Annotated in this window: 16 protein-coding genes and 1 pseudogene; 7 read left to right on the forward strand and 10 right to left on the reverse strand. The window is 65.5% G+C overall.

Annotated elements, in window-relative coordinates; genetic code table 11:
• Positions 1 to 144: 144 nt before the first annotated feature.
• On the forward strand, positions 145 to 2,388 hold the full coding sequence (locus tag ACRB8A_RS04890; RefSeq protein WP_432245720.1) for an Ig-like domain-containing protein: 2,244 nt from the start codon (positions 145 to 147) through the stop codon (positions 2,386 to 2,388).
• A gap of 58 nt (positions 2,389 to 2,446) precedes the next feature.
• On the opposite strand, the gene ACRB8A_RS04895 is transcribed toward ACRB8A_RS04890, so the two are convergent.
• A complete protein-coding gene (locus ACRB8A_RS04895) occupies positions 2,447 to 2,698 on the reverse strand; it encodes a hypothetical protein (RefSeq protein ID WP_432245721.1) in 252 nt (83 codons plus the stop codon).
• Between the two features lie 168 nt (positions 2,699 to 2,866).
• Between ACRB8A_RS04895 and ACRB8A_RS04900 the strand changes: the two genes are divergently transcribed.
• From ACRB8A_RS04900 to ACRB8A_RS04910, 3 genes are all read left to right on the forward strand, one after another.
• Positions 2,867 to 3,643, forward strand: coding sequence for a type 1 glutamine amidotransferase domain-containing protein (locus tag ACRB8A_RS04900; RefSeq protein WP_285240833.1), 777 nt, complete (start codon positions 2,867 to 2,869; stop codon positions 3,641 to 3,643).
• 207 nt (positions 3,644 to 3,850) lie between these two features.
• Positions 3,851 to 4,951 (forward strand): methyltransferase, encoded by a 1,101-nt coding sequence (locus ACRB8A_RS04905; RefSeq protein WP_432245722.1) that lies wholly within the window; start codon positions 3,851 to 3,853, stop codon positions 4,949 to 4,951.
• A 55-nt stretch (positions 4,952 to 5,006) separates the two neighbouring features.
• Entirely contained in the window at positions 5,007 to 5,612 is a 606-nt protein-coding gene (locus ACRB8A_RS04910; protein WP_432245723.1) for an SOUL family heme-binding protein, read from the forward strand.
• A gap of 26 nt (positions 5,613 to 5,638) precedes the next feature.
• Here ACRB8A_RS04910 and ACRB8A_RS04915 read toward each other — a convergent pair whose 3' ends face one another.
• The 4 genes from ACRB8A_RS04915 to ACRB8A_RS04930 form a co-directional block, all read right to left on the reverse strand.
• Positions 5,639 to 6,208, reverse strand: a complete 570-nt coding sequence (locus ACRB8A_RS04915) for a DM13 domain-containing protein (RefSeq protein ID WP_432245724.1) — start codon at positions 6,206 to 6,208, stop codon at positions 5,639 to 5,641.
• 119 nt (positions 6,209 to 6,327) lie between these two features.
• A complete protein-coding gene (locus ACRB8A_RS04920) occupies positions 6,328 to 7,284 on the reverse strand; it encodes a lipid kinase (RefSeq protein ID WP_432245725.1) in 957 nt (318 codons plus the stop codon).
• A 52-nt stretch (positions 7,285 to 7,336) separates the two neighbouring features.
• Positions 7,337 to 8,881 carry an HD domain-containing phosphohydrolase gene (locus tag ACRB8A_RS04925; protein WP_432245726.1) on the reverse strand — a complete coding sequence of 515 codons (1,545 nt, stop codon included), beginning with the start codon at positions 8,879 to 8,881 and terminating at the stop codon, positions 7,337 to 7,339.
• A gap of 53 nt (positions 8,882 to 8,934) precedes the next feature.
• Entirely contained in the window at positions 8,935 to 9,690 is a 756-nt protein-coding gene (locus ACRB8A_RS04930) for a hypothetical protein (RefSeq protein ID WP_432245727.1), read from the reverse strand.
• A 257-nt stretch (positions 9,691 to 9,947) separates the two neighbouring features.
• Here ACRB8A_RS04930 and ACRB8A_RS04935 point away from each other — a divergent pair, with 257 nt between their 5' ends.
• Positions 9,948 to 11,339: an OFA family MFS transporter gene (locus tag ACRB8A_RS04935; protein ID WP_432246013.1), complete on the forward strand. Its 1,392-nt coding sequence runs from the start codon at positions 9,948 to 9,950 to the stop codon at positions 11,337 to 11,339.
• A 1-nt stretch (position 11,340) separates the two neighbouring features.
• Positions 11,341 to 11,484, forward strand: coding sequence for an MFS transporter small subunit (locus ACRB8A_RS04940; protein WP_164468852.1), 144 nt, complete (start codon positions 11,341 to 11,343; stop codon positions 11,482 to 11,484).
• An 82-nt stretch (positions 11,485 to 11,566) separates the two neighbouring features.
• On the opposite strand, the gene ACRB8A_RS04945 is transcribed toward ACRB8A_RS04940, so the two are convergent.
• From ACRB8A_RS04945 to ACRB8A_RS04960, 4 genes are all read right to left on the reverse strand, one after another.
• The gene (locus ACRB8A_RS04945; RefSeq protein WP_432245728.1) at positions 11,567 to 12,487 is read right to left on the reverse strand and encodes an NADP-dependent oxidoreductase; all 921 of its coding nucleotides are present in this window, start codon (positions 12,485 to 12,487) and stop codon (positions 11,567 to 11,569) included.
• A 127-nt stretch (positions 12,488 to 12,614) separates the two neighbouring features.
• Positions 12,615 to 13,364, reverse strand: coding sequence for an SDR family oxidoreductase (locus tag ACRB8A_RS04950; RefSeq protein ID WP_432245729.1), 750 nt, complete (start codon positions 13,362 to 13,364; stop codon positions 12,615 to 12,617).
• 55 nt (positions 13,365 to 13,419) lie between these two features.
• Complete coding sequence (locus tag ACRB8A_RS04955; protein ID WP_432245730.1) at positions 13,420 to 15,078, reverse strand: thiamine pyrophosphate-binding protein; 1,659 nt, start codon at positions 15,076 to 15,078, stop codon at positions 13,420 to 13,422.
• Positions 15,079 to 15,197: 119 nt separating this feature from the next.
• Positions 15,198 to 15,701, reverse strand: coding sequence for an Lrp/AsnC family transcriptional regulator (locus tag ACRB8A_RS04960; protein WP_432245731.1), 504 nt, complete (start codon positions 15,699 to 15,701; stop codon positions 15,198 to 15,200).
• A 265-nt stretch (positions 15,702 to 15,966) separates the two neighbouring features.
• Between ACRB8A_RS04960 and ACRB8A_RS04965 the strand changes: the two are divergent.
• Positions 15,967 to 16,083, forward strand: a pseudogene (locus tag ACRB8A_RS04965) (aminotransferase); the annotation flags it as partial.
• A 165-nt stretch (positions 16,084 to 16,248) separates the two neighbouring features.
• Here the strand turns inward: ACRB8A_RS04965 and ACRB8A_RS04970 are convergent.
• A complete protein-coding gene (locus ACRB8A_RS04970) occupies positions 16,249 to 17,247 on the reverse strand; it encodes a hypothetical protein (protein ID WP_432246079.1) in 999 nt (332 codons plus the stop codon).
• Positions 17,248 to 17,404: the final 157 nt, after the last annotated feature.

A 17,404-nucleotide genomic window follows, 5' to 3' on the forward strand; every position in this document is an offset into this window, starting at 1 on the left:
CGTGTGGATTTCCGCACGTCTTCACCATTCGCCACAGTTAGAGCATTTACCGCCAAAATGCTTCGATGCTGGTGATTTACTGACGCTACTCAACCTGTGATTTGGCCTTTCGCCAGATTTTGCGAATTGATGGGAGCTGTCAGCATGAAACTGCGACGTTGGGGAATCGGCGCCATTGTTGCCGTCGTGCTGTCGGGCGGTCTTGCTGCAGGCCCGGCGTCGGCGGTAGTTCCTCCGATCACGCCCGGGCATCTGCCATACCCGGCAGGCGGAACGTCAGTGATGGGACAGGGGACGGACTCCGGCAACCGGAACGCCCAGCTTGCAGAAACTGTTCCGGCCCAAATCACGAAGTCTTGGAAGGCAATACCACCCTTCTGTCCGTCGTCGGGAGGTAGTGCTTCCATCTCCATCAGCGTGTCCGGAAACAGAACAGTAGTGGTGGACACACAGCACCAATGTTCGTGGCTTTCCGCATACGAAACAGTCAGTGGGAAGCTGCTGTGGCGGCATGCCTTCCATTTCTCGGCGCAGGCGAAAATCGTCGGCTCGAAGGTCTATTTTGCCCACGACAACATGCAAACGTCATCGCCAGAGACGCTTGACGCATACGACATTAGTACGGGAAAGCTGCTGTGGAGTTCCGAATCGGGAGGGAAAGACCAAGTAGTTGTGGGCTCCGGCCTAGCCATGAGCAGCCTGTACGGCCTGGACGCGACAACGGGGTCACTGAAGCTGGTCTTTGATCAGGGCGCTTCGACCAACAGTTCGCTCCTCATCGACGGTGGAAAGATTCTCCACAACGCCCATGAAGCCGTGTCAGCCTTTTCCGTGACAACGGGCAAACTTCTCTGGCGTTATGCGAAATCTTTGGCTCCTTTTACTCCAGGGGAAGGAATGTCACCGATTTCGGTCCATAACGGCCGACTTTATGTCCCCAGCGTTCGCTCCGAAACTAAGACTTTGGTCCTCGATGTTGCAACGGGGAAGTTTGTGCGGACGCTCCCTAACAGCGAAATTTCCATTGCGTTTGACGGGCGCACCGGAATCTTCACCTCATCAGAGCAAGATAAGCCCGCGGCGGTGAGCGCGGTGGATCTGGAAACCGGAACCGTCCAGTGGACTCACCGGCTCGGCATGCAGGACCTGAACTATGGTTACGACGTACTTTCATCCGCGCCCGTCATCGCGAATGGTCTGGTGTGGATCCTGGCTGGGTCGGACACGTTCACGGAGGGTCAACTTATAGCATTGGACGAGGTCACAGGCCTGGTCAGAAGTGGTACAGCTGTTGGGTGCGCGCCCGCAATGGGCGGCAACCTTGCCATTGCGCAGCACCGCATCATTGTGCCCACGAATTGTGGAGTGCAGAGTTTTGTGCCGGGGCCCCCTGACAAGGTCGCGCCGGTCGCTGAGACCCGGACGCCCGCGCCGATTGCCCCGAGCGTGGACCAGGCTGCTGACGTGACAGTGGGTTTCAATGAGGCAGTGAGGGGCGTCAATGGTGCAACGTTCACGCTTCGCAACCCGGCCGGGACCCGCGTGCCGGCAGCTGTGAGCTACAACGAGACCACACGCGTAGCGACGCTTAATCCCGGAGCAGATCTTGCCCCGGACGCCAAATACACCGTTGAACTGACCGGTTCCGCATCCGGTATCCGGGACACATCAGGCAATGTCCTGGCAACAACCAAATGGACCTTCACCACAGGTCCCGCCCCCACCGTCACGACAACCAGCCCTGCCCTGCTGGAAACCGGAATGGGACTGACACAGAACGTCACCGCCACAATGAGCGAACCCGTCACGGGCGTGAACGCAACAACGTTCACCCTGAAAAATCCCGCCGGGACGCTCATCCCAGCAGCCGTGACGTACAACGCCACCACCCGGGTGGCAACCCTGAATCCGACCAGCAGCCTTAGGGCCGACACCGTGTACACAGCGACGCTTTTTGGCCAGGCCATCCGGGACGGGGCAGGTAATCCGCTCACCGACTATACGCACGTAAATCAACCAGGCCTCACCAGGATTTGGACCTTCACCACGGGTCCCAACCCGAGAATCATTGCGAAGACGCCTGCCAGCAACGCTACGGGAGTGGGCCGAAGTGCACCTGTCACGGTGACGTTCAGTGAGCCGGTCATCGCAACCGGCGTCGGGAACACCATCATGCTTCGGAACTCAACAACGGGAGCAATGATCCCCACAGCCCGCTTTGACTACGACGCCGCAACGCGAACGGCCACCATGTATCCTCGCGTGGTCATGCCGGCCAACACCAGGTTTACTGTCACTATCAGCAACCCGATTGGCGTCAGTATTCGCGACTTGGCTGACAATCCCCTGATCGGTCCAATAACGTGGAGCTTCACCACAGGGCCCTGACCGCTAAAACGGAAGGGCCCGACGTCGGGCCCTTCCGTAAGTGCGTCCGGCGACGCCTCTAGTAGTTGTAACCGAAGCTGCCGATGTACTGGTCCATGTACGTGTTCCAGTGGCAGGGCGTCACGTTGATTACCGGGGCGCCGTAGGACTGGATGGCGGCCCGCAGCTCGGCGGAACATTCGGACATGGAGGACCGGTAAACCTGGTAGGTGTTGTAGTCCGCGTGGGCGGGAGCGGCCAGCATGAGGGCGCCGGCGCTCAGCGAAACACCCACGGCAGCGGTAGCAAAAACACTCTTAATCTTCTTCATCGTTGACCCCAATCGATGGAACAGCTGCAGCACTGCCGCAGCGGAGCAACCTGCTCCTGCCTTCGACGCTATGGCACAACGGGACCAGCGCCAATGGGTCCAAGTCCCCATGGGTGAAACATAAGCCTACTGACGAGTAGGCTAGTGAATGGACGAAAGGAGCATTTCATGAAGAAAATCCTCATGGTACTGACCAGCGTTTCCGAGATCGGCGACACCGGAGAGAAGACCGGCTACAACGTGGCCGAAGCTGCCCACCCCTGGAAGGTGTTCCGGGACTCCGGGCACTTCGTGGATTTCGCCTCCATCGAGGGCGGCCAGCCGCCGCGCGACGAGGTGGACACCGACGACCCCATCCAGGTGGCCTTCACCGAGGACGAAACCACCCGCGCCGGGCTCTACAACACCGCCCGCGTGGACGTGGTGGACCCGGACCAGTACGACGCCGTCTACCTGGTGGGCGGGCACGGCACCATGTGGGACTTCCCGGAGAGCGAAGGCCTGCAGAAGCTGGTGGCCAGCGTCTACAACGCCGGCGGCCTGGTGGGCGCCGTATGCCACGGCCCCGCCGGCCTGCTGAACGTGGAGCTGGCCAACGGGCTGCGCCTGGTGGAAGGCCGCAAGGTTGCCGCATTCACCAATGACGAGGAAGTGGCAGCGGGCAAGGACAAGGTCATCCCGTTCTTCCTGGCCGACCGCCTGACGGAACAGGGCGCCAAGCACGTCTCCGCCGGCGTCTGGGAGGAGCAGGTGGCGGTGGACGAGCGCCTGGTCACCGGCCAGAACCCCGCCTCCGCTGCCGGTGTGGCCAAGGAGATGGAGAAGCTTTTCGCCGAGGTCATCCACCAGGAAAAGGCCGAGGAACAGCACGACGCGGAAGCCCTCCGCGCTGAGAAGGACGCGGAAAAGGAAGCCAAAAAGGCTGCCGAGGACGCGGAGCACTAACTCCTTCAGCACGCTTGACTGACGGCCGCCCCGATGTTGGGGCGGCCGTCGGCTGTATCCTGACAAGGCCGGTTCAGGCTTCCGGCACTCCCGCAATTGTTGCCCGCCCACGGGCCCTTGGAATGGATCCTTATCAGTACTGACACACCGGGCCCCGCGGGAATCCCGACGCCGGCCCTCCCGCCCTCCGCTCAAGAGCGCGTCCTTGTGACGTGGGACGAAGCCGGGGAGAGCAGGAGCGCCACGTGGCGTTCGGCGAACGGCCGGCCGGCGCCGAAGCGCGTCGAAGTGGTCACCGACTCGCTCACGGCCGATGACGCGAACCGGATGGCGTCGCAGGGGATCGCGATGCTCTGGCACGGCGATTTCCAAAACGCCCGCCAGATCCTCAACGCCCTGGACCGGAGGGTGGGCGCCGGCAAGAAAGTGGCGGGTACACCTGCCGACAGGTTTTACCGGCACCGGCAGTCCCGCTCGCACCGGGCACGCATTCTGGGCCTGCTGCTGGTACCCCTGGATCCGGGTCCGGTGGTGCCGCTGCGCCGCGCTCCGGATCTCCGGGCGGCCGCCGCTGAAGCATATGGCTCGATCAGCGAACCGTCCGTGGTGTCCCTGCACGAGCTGGTCGGGGCGATCGGCGCCCACGAGTGGCGGCTGAAGGGCGTCCACGTCGATGCCCTGCAGGCCCGCATCCACCCGCATTACGGGACGTTTTTCCCCACCCGGAGCGAGTACGTGGACCTTGTGGCTGAGGCACCGCTTCCCTCAGAGACACTGGCTTTCGACATTGGCACCGGCACCGGGGTCCTCGCTGCCATCCTGGCCCGCCGCGGCGTACAGCATGTGGTGGCGACGGACAACGAACCTCGGGCCATCGCGTGCGCCGGCGAGAATTTCCGCAACCTCGGGGTCGAGGAGCGGGCGGAGGCGGTCCTGACTGACATGTTCCCGCCCGGACGGGCGCCGCTGGTGGTGTGCAACCCGCCCTGGATTCCGGCCACGCCGCACTCCAGCCTGGACAGCGCCGTGTACGACCCCGGCAGCCGCATGCTGTTCCGGTTCCTGAATGAACTGACTGACCACCTGTCGCCTGGCGGGGAAGGCTGGCTGGTCCTGTCCGACCTGGCCGAGCACCTTGGCCTGCGGTCGCGCGAGGATTTGCTGGCAGCCATCGAGACGGCCGGGCTCCGCGTGGTGGACCGGCTGGACACCAAGCCGACGCACGGTAAGGCCGCGGACCGGGACGATCCTTTGTTCGAGGCGCGCGCGGCCGAGGTCACGTCGCTGTGGCGGCTGGTCCCGCGCTAGGCGTCGGGCCCCGGCTCTCGCTGCCGTCCTGGGATGGGCGTAGGGTCTGAGGACCATGACAGAACAGCAGCCGTACACCGTTGTCCGCCCGTATCCGCATTTCGAACTGCGCCGCTACCCCGCCTACGTGGTGGCGGAGGTGCAGGTCCGGGCGGAATTCGACCGGGCCGGCAACGCAGCGTTCCGCAGCCTGTTCAACTACATCAGCGGCAGCAATGTGGCCGGCCGGAAGCTGGCCATGACGGCGCCAGTGATCCAGGGCAGCGGGACGTCCACACAACTGGCGATGACCGCCCCGGTACTCCAGCGCGGTCCCGTCACCGGAAACGGCGCAACCGATGAGTTCGCGGTGGCCTTTGTGCTGCCGGCGGGCCTGAGCGCAGCCTCGGCGCCGGTCCCCACGGACCCCAAGGTGCAGATCCGGGATGTCCCGGGGTCCTTGGCGGCGGCCGTGCGTTTTTCCGGCAACGGATCGGAAGCGGCGTTTGCCAAGCGCACGGAAGGACTGCTGGCGGCGCTGGCCCTGGCCGGGCTGACGGCTGTGGGGGAGCCACGGTTTGCCCGGTTCGATCCGCCGTTCAAGCCCTGGTTCCTCCGCCACAACGAAGTTGTCCAGGACGTGGCGGAAACCGTGGCGGGGGAAGAGGTGTCCGGCGGCTGAGCGCGGGCGCTGGGTCCGGGGCCGGACTACACTTTCAGCTCGGCGGCAGCGAAGGACACCGTGAACCTCGCGCACCAGATGGTGACGGAGCTGTAGTCGCCCAGCACCGCCGCGGCCGGGATCTCGTAGTTCTGATCGCCCTTGTTGGCCTTGAGCGCGCCCAGGTCCAGGTAAGCGCCGTCGTCGAAGACCTGCCAACCTGGCGGACCTTCGATCACCGGCGCGTCGGTGAGCCACACCCGGAGGTCGGGACCGTCGGAGGTATCCAGGCCCTCGAACCGGAGGATCCGGCTCCCGTCCGGCAGCTCAAGGATCCGGACCGATCCCGAGCTGGCGTGTTCGTGGCTGATGAGCTGGCCCGTTGCCAGTTCACGTGGGCCGGCGACGGCGGTGGGTGCGGCCGTCGTCGTCGTGGCCCCAGGAGAAGCGGCCGGAGACGGAACGGCGGGTGGTGCGGAAGCCGGGACAGCCGTTGGGAAGGCCTCGGTCACCGTCGAGCTGGTGAAGATCCGCCACGGCTGGAACAGGTACAACCCCACACCCACCACGATCGCGGCCACGAGCAGCATAGCGGGCACCATCACACGCTTGGTCATACACCCTCAACGCCCGGATTGACGGCGATGTTCCGCAGCGTAGTCGTCCAAGGCGACCCGACCGACAGAACCTCCCCGTGACGGCTGGTAACGCAGGAGCAGCACGCCGCCGTCGTGAATTACGACGGCGGGAGGTCACCGCTGCCGGGCCCGTCGTACAGGGCGCCGGTGCTGCTTTGAGGCACGATCACGTGGACGGCGTTGCGCTGGACGGTGAAATCGGTAGGCGTGGTGGTAGCGATTTCGCCGTCGAGATTCACCGGCATGGGCTGGTCCGTGACTACCCGGACCCTGCGGCTGGTGAAGTGGTGGACTTTGTCGTGCTTAATGAAACTGCCGTCCTTGAGCAGCCGGGCGATGCTGACGTGCTCCCGGACGGGTCCGGCCAGGATCGCGTAGATGTCCAGGGTGTGGTCGTCGATGCCGGCCGTGGGGGAGACGGTGTTGCCTCCGCCGTAGTGCCGGCCGTTGCCCACTGCCACCTGCAGCAGGTTGTCGAGTTCCATAGCGGGATGGTCGCCGTCGGGGAATTCGAGCCGGGCGCGGAAGGGCTGGTGCCGGGTGTACGCGCGGACGGTGGCGACGGCGTAGGCCAGCGGGCCGAGGTACCGCTTCAGCCGGGGGCTAAGCGCTGCGGTGATGCCTACGGACAGGCCAAGGGAGGCGACGTTGAGGAACGGGTGGCTGTTGGCCCGGCCAAGATCGATGTCCACCACTTTGCCCTCGGCGAGGGTGGCGCCGGCCTGGGCGAGATCTGCGGGGATCTCAAGCGTCCTGGCGAAGTCGTTGGCGGTGCCCAGCGGCAGGACGCCGAGCACCACGTCGGTGCCGGCAATCCGGCCGGCGGCGGAGGCCACGGTCCCATCGCCGCCACCGACAACCACCAAGTCGTGCCCGGCAGCAAGGACCTGGTCCAGCGTGCCGGCCAGGTCCGCGCCGGTAAGCACATGGTGGACGGCGGTCACGGGCACTCCCGCTTTGCGCATGGCGTCAACGGCCAATTGGTGGGCCGCCCCACGGCGTGACCCGGCGTTGATCACCACGGCGGCGGAGCGGGCATCGCGGGGGGATCTCATGGAGGCCATCGTAGAGCGCGGACCTGTGGGTTTCCTAAGGCGACGGCGCCGGTTAATGAGTCAGGCCATTCCGTACCGCGAACAAGGTGGCACCCACCCGGTTGGTTGCACCGATTTTGGTGTAGATGTGCTCCACGTGGTTGCGGACGGTCTTGGTGGAGAGGAGCAGGCTGGCGGCTATCTCGGCCGGAGCCATTCCCCGGCACAGCATGCCGAGGATTTCGAGTTCCCTGGGGGTGAGCCCGGCCGGAGGGGCGGGTCGGCGGTGGGGCTGCTGGCCCGCGGCTGCGAGCACGGCGTCTGCAGCCTCGGGGCTGATCCGGCCGGCTGACACTTCCTGCCGCAGCCGGGCAGCTGCATCGGCGGGCGGAAGTGCGGTTCGGTGCGGACGCGGCTCCAGGGATGCGCCGTAGGAGTCCGCGGCCGCCAGGATCCGCTGCTTGATCCCCAACTCCGTTCCGCCGATCCCGCGGGGGTAACCGGACCCGTCCATCCGCTCGTGGTGCAGGCCGGTCAGGGCCGCCTCACCCTTCAGGCCGGGCACGCGGCTGAGGATCCGTTCCCCCAGGTACGGATGCATGTGGATACGTTCCAGGTCCGCCCGGGAGAGGGGTCCCTTCTTGTCCCACACCTGGTTGGACACTCCGAGCCGGCCTAGGTCGTGGACCCATCCTGCGCGGCGGAGCTCAGTGACGTCGTCGGCCGGCAGCCCGTGCACCTCGCCGGCGGCGGCGGCGAGGGCAGCCACGGCGCGGGAGTGGCCGGCGGTATGTGGGGATTTGAGGTCGGCGAAGTCACCCACCGCGCGGAGCACCGCGTCCAGCTGGGGGCCGGACAGGGGAGCGTCGGCGGGCGCCAGGTCCAGGGCTGCCTGCCAGCAGTCGACCTCGAGGAGTCCTTCGGTGAGCACCTCGGCGTGATCGATGAACAGGTTGGCCAGGGCTGGATCGAACTGGCTGCCGCGGCGTGCCCGCACCATGGCCACCGCCCCGGCCACGCCCTCCTGGCGCAGGAAAACCTCTGCCGTATCCGCGAGATGCATGATCCGCATCTCCAGCGGGATGGCCGGACCCGCGATGCCCTCCGGCAGTCCCTTGCCGTCCCAGCGCTCAAAGGTGTGGGCAAGCAGTCCTGCCACGCCGCCGTCGAGCCCTACGTTGCTGGCCAACGCCCCGGCGGAGGTGCAGTGCGAGGCAATCATGGTGCGCACCGCGGCGCTGCCCGTCACCGCAAAACGCGTCCAGTAGGCGACGCGGGCCAGCGGCGGGAGGCCCGCCCCGGCATGGCTGAACATGCCGGCGTACATGGGCAGGCCGTGCTGGTCGCGGTTGTAGTAGTCGGCGCGGAAAGCGATATCGTCCGTGAACAGCGCTGCCAGTTCAAAGGAATCCGCGTGGCAACCGATCCATGCCACCTGGTTGGCGTAGTACAGCCTGCCCTGGCCGGCGGCGTCAACTCCCGCGGCCTCGGCGATCCGTAATGCCAGCAGGCAGGAACGCAGCATGTGCTCCATCGGTTGCCCCAGCCCCAGGTCAATGGCGAGCGAGAGTGCGGCCAGGATTTCACTGCGGCGGGGTCCAGCCGGTGACTGCTTCACACGGCCATTCTAGGGAGCCACAGCCGCGGGGCGACGGAAACCGGCCGCCATCTTTATGATGACTGGCTGTTTCCGGTGCGTGCCCTGGTGGCTTTCTGGCCGGTGGGACGTGCCGTGGACGGGAACCTGACGCCCAGCCTGGCTCCAAACAGGCCACGTTGCGGCAGCCAGAAGTCTGCCATCTGGTCCTGCACTTCCAGTGCCCCCGGTGTGCCCGCGTCCTCGCCCAGGATGGTTGCTTGGGAGTCCGTGACCAGCCACAGCTGCCGGGGCTGGGCCTGGAAGGTCTGGCCATTGGGCACCACCCCGGAGACCCTCATCTTGCCGGCGTTGAGCAGGGGTCCGGCGAATGCTCCCATGGCGCGGAGTACAAGATCGTTGCGCCATACCGTCTCGGGCATCCGGACGGCCATGGCGGTCAGGACGGAGGTGGCCGCGGACGTACCCAATTGCAGGTGCCAGTCAACAACGCCGGGGACCGTGATCCGGGCGGTGAACGGCCCACTCCACCGGATGTCGACGTCGGTCTCCACCGTATGGTGCACGGCCGCGCCGAAGTAGCGTGCGCAGCTGAACTCCGGTGCGGCGTTGGCGTAGATGGTCCACTCGCCGCCGGGCGTGCGGTGCCAGACGGAGCGGTAGCCGGGGCCAACGGAACTCACCGGGAAATCCCGGAAGGCCAGATAATGGCCGCTGGTAAACGGCAAGCCCAGAACTGCGTAGCCGGCGAAGTGCTCCGCGGCGTCCTCCGGCAGGTCGGCAAGCGTCGGTGTTGCCCCTGCTGATGACTGCGGCTGGTAGGTGCTCATGGCCGCCTCCTTTTCTCCATACCGTGAGCCTAGGACCGGGCCGCAGCCAGGGCATGGGGCAAGCGCCCCATCTTGTTTCACGGGACTGGATCCTTCCGCCGCCTACCGCTCCCCGTCCATTACCCACCGCTCGGCGCGCCATTAGTACGTTTGCTGATGATCAGGAACATGATTGCTACAGGCAACGGGGCGTGGTGGGGGTCTTGCGCCTCAGCCTCGATCGGACAATGACGTCGACAACCACAAGGAGCACACTTATGGGCTGGCTGGACCGTAACCACACCATCGCCCCACCGGGATTCAACCGCTGGCTGGTACCGCCCGCAGCGCTCGCCGTGCATCTTTGCATCGGCCAGGCGTACGCCACCAGCGTGTACAAGACGGCACTGGTCAAGCATTTCGATGCCAGCCTGACCGAGATCGGCGTGATCTTCTCCATCGCCATCGTGATGCTGGGCCTCTCAGCGGCCATCATGGGCACCTGGGTGGATACCAATGGCCCGCGCAAGGCGATGTTCACTTCGGCAGTTTTCTGGGCCAGCGGCTTTGTGATCGGCTCGGTTGGCATCTTCACCAACCAGCTCTGGCTGGTCTACCTGGGCTACGGCTTTGTGGGCGGCATCGGCCTGGGCATCGGCTACATCTCGCCCGTGTCCACCCTGATCAAGTGGTTCCCGGACCGGCCGGGCCTGGCCACCGGAATGGCCATCATGGGCTTCGGCGGCGGAGCGCTGATCGCCAGCCCCGTCTCCACCGCGCTCCTCAGGCTGTACGATCCCAACTCCGGCGCGCAGGGCTGGGTGGCCAGCGGCGACGCCGTCGGAAAGCTCTTCCTGACCCTCGCCGTCGTCTACCTCGCGTACATGCTGTTCGGCGCGTTCACCATCCGGGTCCCCGCCGACGGATGGCGGCCGGCCGGGTTCGACCCCGCCAAGGTCAAGGCCGCAAAGCTGGTCACCTCGGAGAACGTCAGTGCCAGGAACGCCATCAAAACCCGGCAGTTCTGGCTGGTGTGGGTGGCGCTGTTCTGCAACGTCACCGCCGGGATCGGCATCCTGGAGCAGGCCGCACCGATGATCCAGGACTTCTTCCGCCAGGCCGACGGCGTGTCCCTGGTCAGTGCCGGCGTCGCCGCAGGGTTCGTGGGGCTGCTGTCCATCGGCAACATGGCGGGCCGCTTCGCCTGGTCCGCCACGTCCGATATCACCGGGCGCAAACGTATCTACATGGTGTATCTCGGCATCGGCGCTGTGCTGTATGTGGTGCTGGCGCTGGCCGGTTCAACCACCACCATCCTCTATGTGGCACTGGCGTTCGTCATCATTTCCTTCTACGGCGGCGGCTTCGCCACCGTACCGGCCTACCTGCGGGACCTCTTCGGGACCTTCCAGGTGGGCGCCATCCACGGCCGGCTGCTGACCGCCTGGTCCGCCGCCGGGGTGGCCGGGCCGCTGATCGTCAACGCCTTCCTGGACGCCCAGGGCAAACCCGGGCAGCTGAACGCCGCGTCCTATCAGCCGGCGCTGCTGACCATGGTGGGGCTGCTGGTGGTTGGTTTTGTGGCCAACCTGATGGTCAAACCGGTGGACGCACGGTTCCACGAATCCAGCTCCGGCCGCGGCCGGAACGAACCTGCCCTGGAGGCCTGAAATGAGCACCGAAAGCACCCCCGCCGCGCACACCCCGGTGAAAGCTTCCACCGGCAGGCTCGCCGTGGCCTGGGCCCTGGTGGGAGTGCCGTTGGCTTACGGGGTCTACGAAACCCTCACCCGCGTGTCGGCGCTGTTCGGGTGAACCCGGTGGGCTGACAGCACGCACATGATGGGTCGACCGGCGGCACCGGGGCGGTCGAACATCGCCCCGGTGCCGGCCTGTATTAGTCCATGGCCAGAATGATCTTGCCGCGGGTGTGGCCTTCCATGTTGGAACGGAACGCATCCGCGGCTTTCTCCAGCGGGAACACTTCGGCAACCTCCACCTGGATTTTCTCGCTGTCCACCAGGTCGGCCAGCTCTTGCAGGTCGGCGCCCACCGGGTTGACCCACATCCATTCCCCGCCATGCTGCTCAACGTCGCTGTCCGCAATGGACGCGTGTCGGCCGCCGTCAACCAGCACCGCGAGGGTGGCTTCGAGGTTGCCGCCCACAAAGTCGGCCACAACGTCCACGCCGTCCGGGCGCAGTGCGCGGACGCGCTCTGCCAGCCCGTCGCCGTAGGCAACAGGCTCAGCGCCCAGGGAGCGGAGGAAATCGTGGTTCTTCTCTGACGCCGTTGCGATGACTTTGGCGCCCAGTGCTGCGGCGATCTGGATGCCCAGTGAGCCGACGCCCCCGGAGCCGCCGTGGATCAGGACTGTTTCGCCGGCCTTGAGGCCCAGCCGGTTGAGGACCTGGTAGGCGGTCAAGCCGGCCAGCGGCAGGCCAGCCGACTCGTTCCAGTTGAGGGTCTCGGGCTTGCTGGCCAGGACGCGCTCCGGCAGCGCGATGTACTCAGCAAAGCTGCCGCCGTGGACGTAGTCCTTGCGGCCGTAGGCGATGACCTCATCGCCGGGCGTGAACTGCCTGGCATCGATCCCCACCGACTCCACCACACCGGCAACGTCCCAGCCGGGGATGGCGGGGAACTGCAGGTCTATGACGGCGTCCAGGCCGCCGGACATGATCTTCCAGTCCACCGGGTTCACCGATGCTGCCTTGACCTTCACCAGGACCATGCCGGGGCCCACTTTGGGCAACGGCTGTTCGCCGTATTCGAGGACGTCGGGGTTGCCGTAGGTGCTGTACGTGATTGCTTTCATGGTTACGACAACGGCGGGGCCGCTCGCCCGTATTCCGGAGCCCGCCGGAAAGTGGTCATCCCGACACCTCGGCGTGGGCCGCCGTCGTGCTGGACGCCGGGGCTCCGGTCCCCATCCGTGGCTACTGCTACGCGGCGGTGATGGTTTCGAGCCACTCACTGAACGTCTGGCGTCCGACGGCGGAACCCGGCGCCGGGATGAGCCCGCCGTTGCGCATTGCCTTGCCCATGGGGCCGGGAAGGCGCAGTGGAACGATCCGTTTCTTCTGATGCGTTGTGGCCAGGTACGCCGCGACCAGGCGTTTCAGCTGTTCGGCCTGCGGGCCGCCGAGGTCCGGGAGGCGTCCCTTGGGACCGGCTTCGGCCGCATCCACCAGGGCTGCGGCCACCTCCCTGGCGGCGATTGGCTGGGTGCGCATTGTGGGCACAAAGACCAGTGGGCCCACCGAGGCGGCCTTGATGGACATCGGCACGAACTCGTGGAACTGGGTGGACCGGAGGAGTGTCCAGGGAACGACGCCGTGCCTGACCTCGTCCTCCTGCACCAGCTTCCCGGCGTACAGGCCGGAGTTGGCTTGATCGATGCCCACGATGGACAGCGCCACGTGGTGCTTGACGCCCGCCACTTTCTCCGCCGCCAGCAGGTTTTGGGTGGCAGCGGTAAAGAAGTCCACAGCTTTCTTGGTGGACAGGCTCTGGATGCCGGAGACGTCGATGACGGTATCGACATCCTTGAGTGCCTGATCGAGGCCGCGCCCGGTGACCAGGTCCACTCCCGCGGCGCGGCTCATGGTGACCACCTGGTGCCCGCGCTCCGTAGCGATGGCTGCAACGTGGCGGCCTACTGTCCCGGTTCCCCCGGCAACGGCAATCCTCATGGAAGAAATCCTAAGCCGGTTCGCTGACAAAGCGGGCTTTCGGTTCCGATGAGCGTCAGCCCGCGACTGCCGCCTTCGCGGCCGTGGATGCCTGCATCCACTCGCTCAGCCAGGGGGCGCGGACGCTGGAGGTGATCCGGCAGTCGGCCACGAACGTCCCCTTGGCGCCGGCGTCGATCCAGTTTGTGAGCGCGGCCAGGTCCGACAGCGAACGGATGATCGCCGACTCGGCACCCAGCGCCCGCGCAACACCACTGAAGTCCACCTCGGGGATCAACATCGGCTTCTCGGTCAGGCCCTGCGAGCCGTACTGGTGGATTTCCGCCCCGTAGGCGGCGTCGTTGTAGATCACGACGATCGCGCTGCGGGCCGCACCGATCAGCGATTCGAGGTCGGCCAGGCCCATCAGGAAACCGCCGTCGCCGGAGGCCAGCACCAGGGTGCGGCCGTCCTCTACTGCGCGCGCTGCCCCGACGGCGCTCGCCAGTCCCAGCCCGATCGACTGGAAGGCTGTCCCCACCATCACCAGGTCCTGCGGCCGCGGGATGTTCCAGTACATGGGCGCCCAGCCGATGAAGTGCCCGCCGTCCTGGACCACGGTCCGGCGCTCCGGCAGCACGGCATCCAGCGCGGTGGCGAGGGCACGCGGGTCCAGCCGGCCGTCTTCCGTCACCTCTAAGCCGACGTCATGCCCCGGCCCTGCAGCCAGCCGCTGGGAAGCTTCCGCCCGCCAGCCAGCCACAGCAGCCTCGCGGTCCAGCAACGTCAGGAGGCGTGAAGCGGCGGCCTTCACATCCGCCTGAACGAATAGGTCCACCCGCGGGTTGGTCGGCTGCAGGGCGGTGTCGATCTGGATGACGGTGCTGTCCGGGCCAAGCAGATGGCCGAACCGCAGCGTGAACGGGCTCAGGCTGGCACCTGCCACCAGGACCACATCGGCCTCACCCATGAGCCCGGCCGCGGTGTCCGTACCGAAACCGCCCGCGACGCCCAAGTACCCCTCGCCTTTGAGGAGGTTGAGCGCCAGAGCGGTTCCGGCGGCAAGTGCGCCGAGCCGGTCGGCGAGTTCGCGGAGTTCCGGACCGGCACCGGCGAGGTGCGCGCCGCGGCCGGCAAGGATCAGCGGGCGCCTGGCCCAGGCGAGCAGGCGGGCCACCTGCCCAAGTTCCGTGCCGCCGTCGTCCGTCACCGTCAAAGCGGACGGCTCCGGAAGGTCCTCGTCTCCGGTCTCGAGTGCCGCGAGGTCGTAGGGGACGGCCAGCACGACGGCGGTGCGCCGGGTGAGTGCGAACTCCACTGCCTGCCGGGTTATGGCGCCCGCGGCGTCGCGGGTGACGGTGAAGGTGGCCGCGCCGAGGCCGGCGGCGATGGCCACCTGGTCCACGTCCTGGGGCCGGGCGCCGCTGCTCGGCGCGTCCCCGGTGACCAGCACCACGGGGATCTGTGCCTGGACGGCCTCTGCGAGGGCGGTGAGCGCATTGGTGTAGCCGGGGCCGTAGGTGGTGGTGCCCACGGCGAGCCGTCCCGATGCGCGGTAGTAGGCGTCGGCCGCGGCGATGGCGGCGCCCTCATGCCGGACGGGGGTGAAGCGCAGGCCCTGCTGCTCCGCGGCGTCCAGGAAGTAGACGTTGCCGTTGCCCATAACGCCGAAGACGTCGCTGACATGGCTGCTGAGAACCTGTGCCACGCGGCCGGAGACAGTGAGAGTAGTCATGCAGGCATCGTGTGGCCTGCGTCTCGCCTTTGCAATACCGCTGGATGCCGCTGGTACTTTTGGCAGCAGAAGAAGCCAGTAGTGACAATTTGCCCACCTGCGGCGCCCGCCACGTGTGGTTACTCCGAAGGGCGGGATTCCTGCTCCGACAGCCGGCTGATGAGGCCGTTGTAGCGCGGCGGCATGAGTTCCAGGATGGAGATGGCCGTGCTGGTCCGTTCTATCCCGTCGATCTCAAGGATCTCGTTGGTGATGCGGTAGAGGTCGGCAGTGGACCGGGCCACCACCTTGGCCATGAGGTCCGCGTCGCCGGTGGTGGCGTGCACCTCGATGACCTCGGGGATGGCCTCGAGCCCGTGTTCCACCGATCCGGTGCGGGTCTGGCTGATGGAGAGTGACAGGAAGGCCATGAGTTCGTAGCCCATGGCGGCGGGGTCCAGCCTGCGGCTGAAGGAGCGGAGGGCGCCGCTGCGCTCCAGCCGCGCCAGCCGGGCGTGGACCGTGTTGCGGGCGACGCCGAGGGTCCGGGAGAGCGCCAGTGCGCTGGCCTCGGGGTCCTTGTCCAGGGCGAGGATGATCCGGCCGTCGAGGGAATCGAGGGTGCGGGCATTTGTGATGGTCATATCTTCACCAGAGGTACTAGAAGTCAAGCAGAAGTCCCAAGCACCGGAGCCTACCTTGCATTATGGTCCGGGTCACTTCCATGATCGGACCTCCTGACCGGTGATCAGCTTGTGGCCGTTCCCGAATCTGCGTTGCCCACCCTGCGCGGTGCGGTAACCGGGCCTTCCGTCCTAAGTCCCGGGCCGACGAAGCGCCGGCGCGGACATCGCCGCCCTCGCCAGCAACGAAAGCCACTACGAGCCCCTGCCCTCAGCCGTCACTGCGGTGGCCGAGGCGGCCGGTAGGATGAACCGTTACCCGGACATGGCCGCCGTCGAACTCCGCGAACGGCTCGCCCTGCACCTGGGCGTCACCGCGGGGGAGGTGGTGGGGCCCGGCAGTGTGGGCGTGCTCCAGCAGATCATCACCGGACTGTGCGACGCCGGAGGTGAGGTGATCCTCGTAGTGAGCGACGATGCCTACGTGACGCCGACGCGTTGGGTTGGCTGTACGCCAATAGACGGCGAAGCCGTTCCAAAGTTGGCGGGCGAGGGACGTAGATTTTTCTCAGAGGATGCTGTAGCCGTTGTGGCTGGCTGTGATCGGCACACGTTCCCCAACGACGACAATTTGCCGCATGATTCGGACGTCTATGCTGAGGCGCCCGGATCGGCTCCCGTTTGGATTCCAGCCGACCCACTGCGTACGGCCTTGGCAGGTCAAAAGTACTTGGGTGGCCGTCGTAGGGAAGCCAAACTTTGATGCAGCAGGAATTCGCAGATAACTCCGATTGCGGTCCTTCTCACTCATAACTAGTGAGAATAGGATAGTTTGTTTTGCTGGCAGGATTGGCGACAAAGGGTCGTTTCTTGAGTCGTAAAGGCGGCTGCTCAAGTATTCAGAAGAGGCAGGAAGATCCTTCCGGCGGCTGATATTGATTATTTTGCTCCTTGAGCCAGCTGTAGGAAGTTTATAATTGGATAAACCATGTTTTTTGTATATGCGGCGGCGGACTTCAACGTTTGCGAATGGTGCAATATGTTCGGGATCGAAGAGCCGAGCCTTTTGGCTGAGAGACAGACTCTTAGAAAATGCATTAATCATGGAAAGTTCTTTCTTTTCGACATCGGCACAGGCTGCGAAGTGCACATGGCAATCATCCAAGTGTCGGAAAGTTTTGAGCCACCATCCTCCTGCATGCGGAGACGTCTTGCCGAGTTTGGTTGTGTAGTACGCGCCAACCCGGACCTGCAGCGACGTGCTGGCTCGCCCGACATAGAGCACCGAGGCGTTGGGCACCCATAAGTCCCCAAGCCGGGCGCTAACTTGGCTGTTGTTCGCTAGACGTCCATCGACTCGAATGTCAGGGCACATCTTTCGCAGACTAGCGATTGCCGTGAAATCAACTTCGTATTCCGGATACGGACCGATGCCGTCCGTCCAGTCAGCTGTGGTCGAGACTATGTAGATTCCAGGGACGTCAAGTGGTACGGACTGTCTCCACTTCACCGTGCCGATGGCCGTGGGATTGCATAAACCGAGCAGCTCCTGCACTGAAATCGTCATAGGACAAGCTTAAATGCCCCCCCAGATGCAGACGTTGTACGTATTCCTTGTGGATACCTAACACCCTGACGCAGTGACTGATTCCAACGAGGGAGCACTGCCGACGTCCCGGCCGTCCGGCTCGTTGTGTACACACTAGGCATCCGCCGCAGCCCCG

Source organism: Arthrobacter sp. G.S.26 (assembly GCF_050847375.1).
GTDB lineage: Bacteria > Actinomycetota > Actinomycetes > Actinomycetales > Micrococcaceae > Arthrobacter.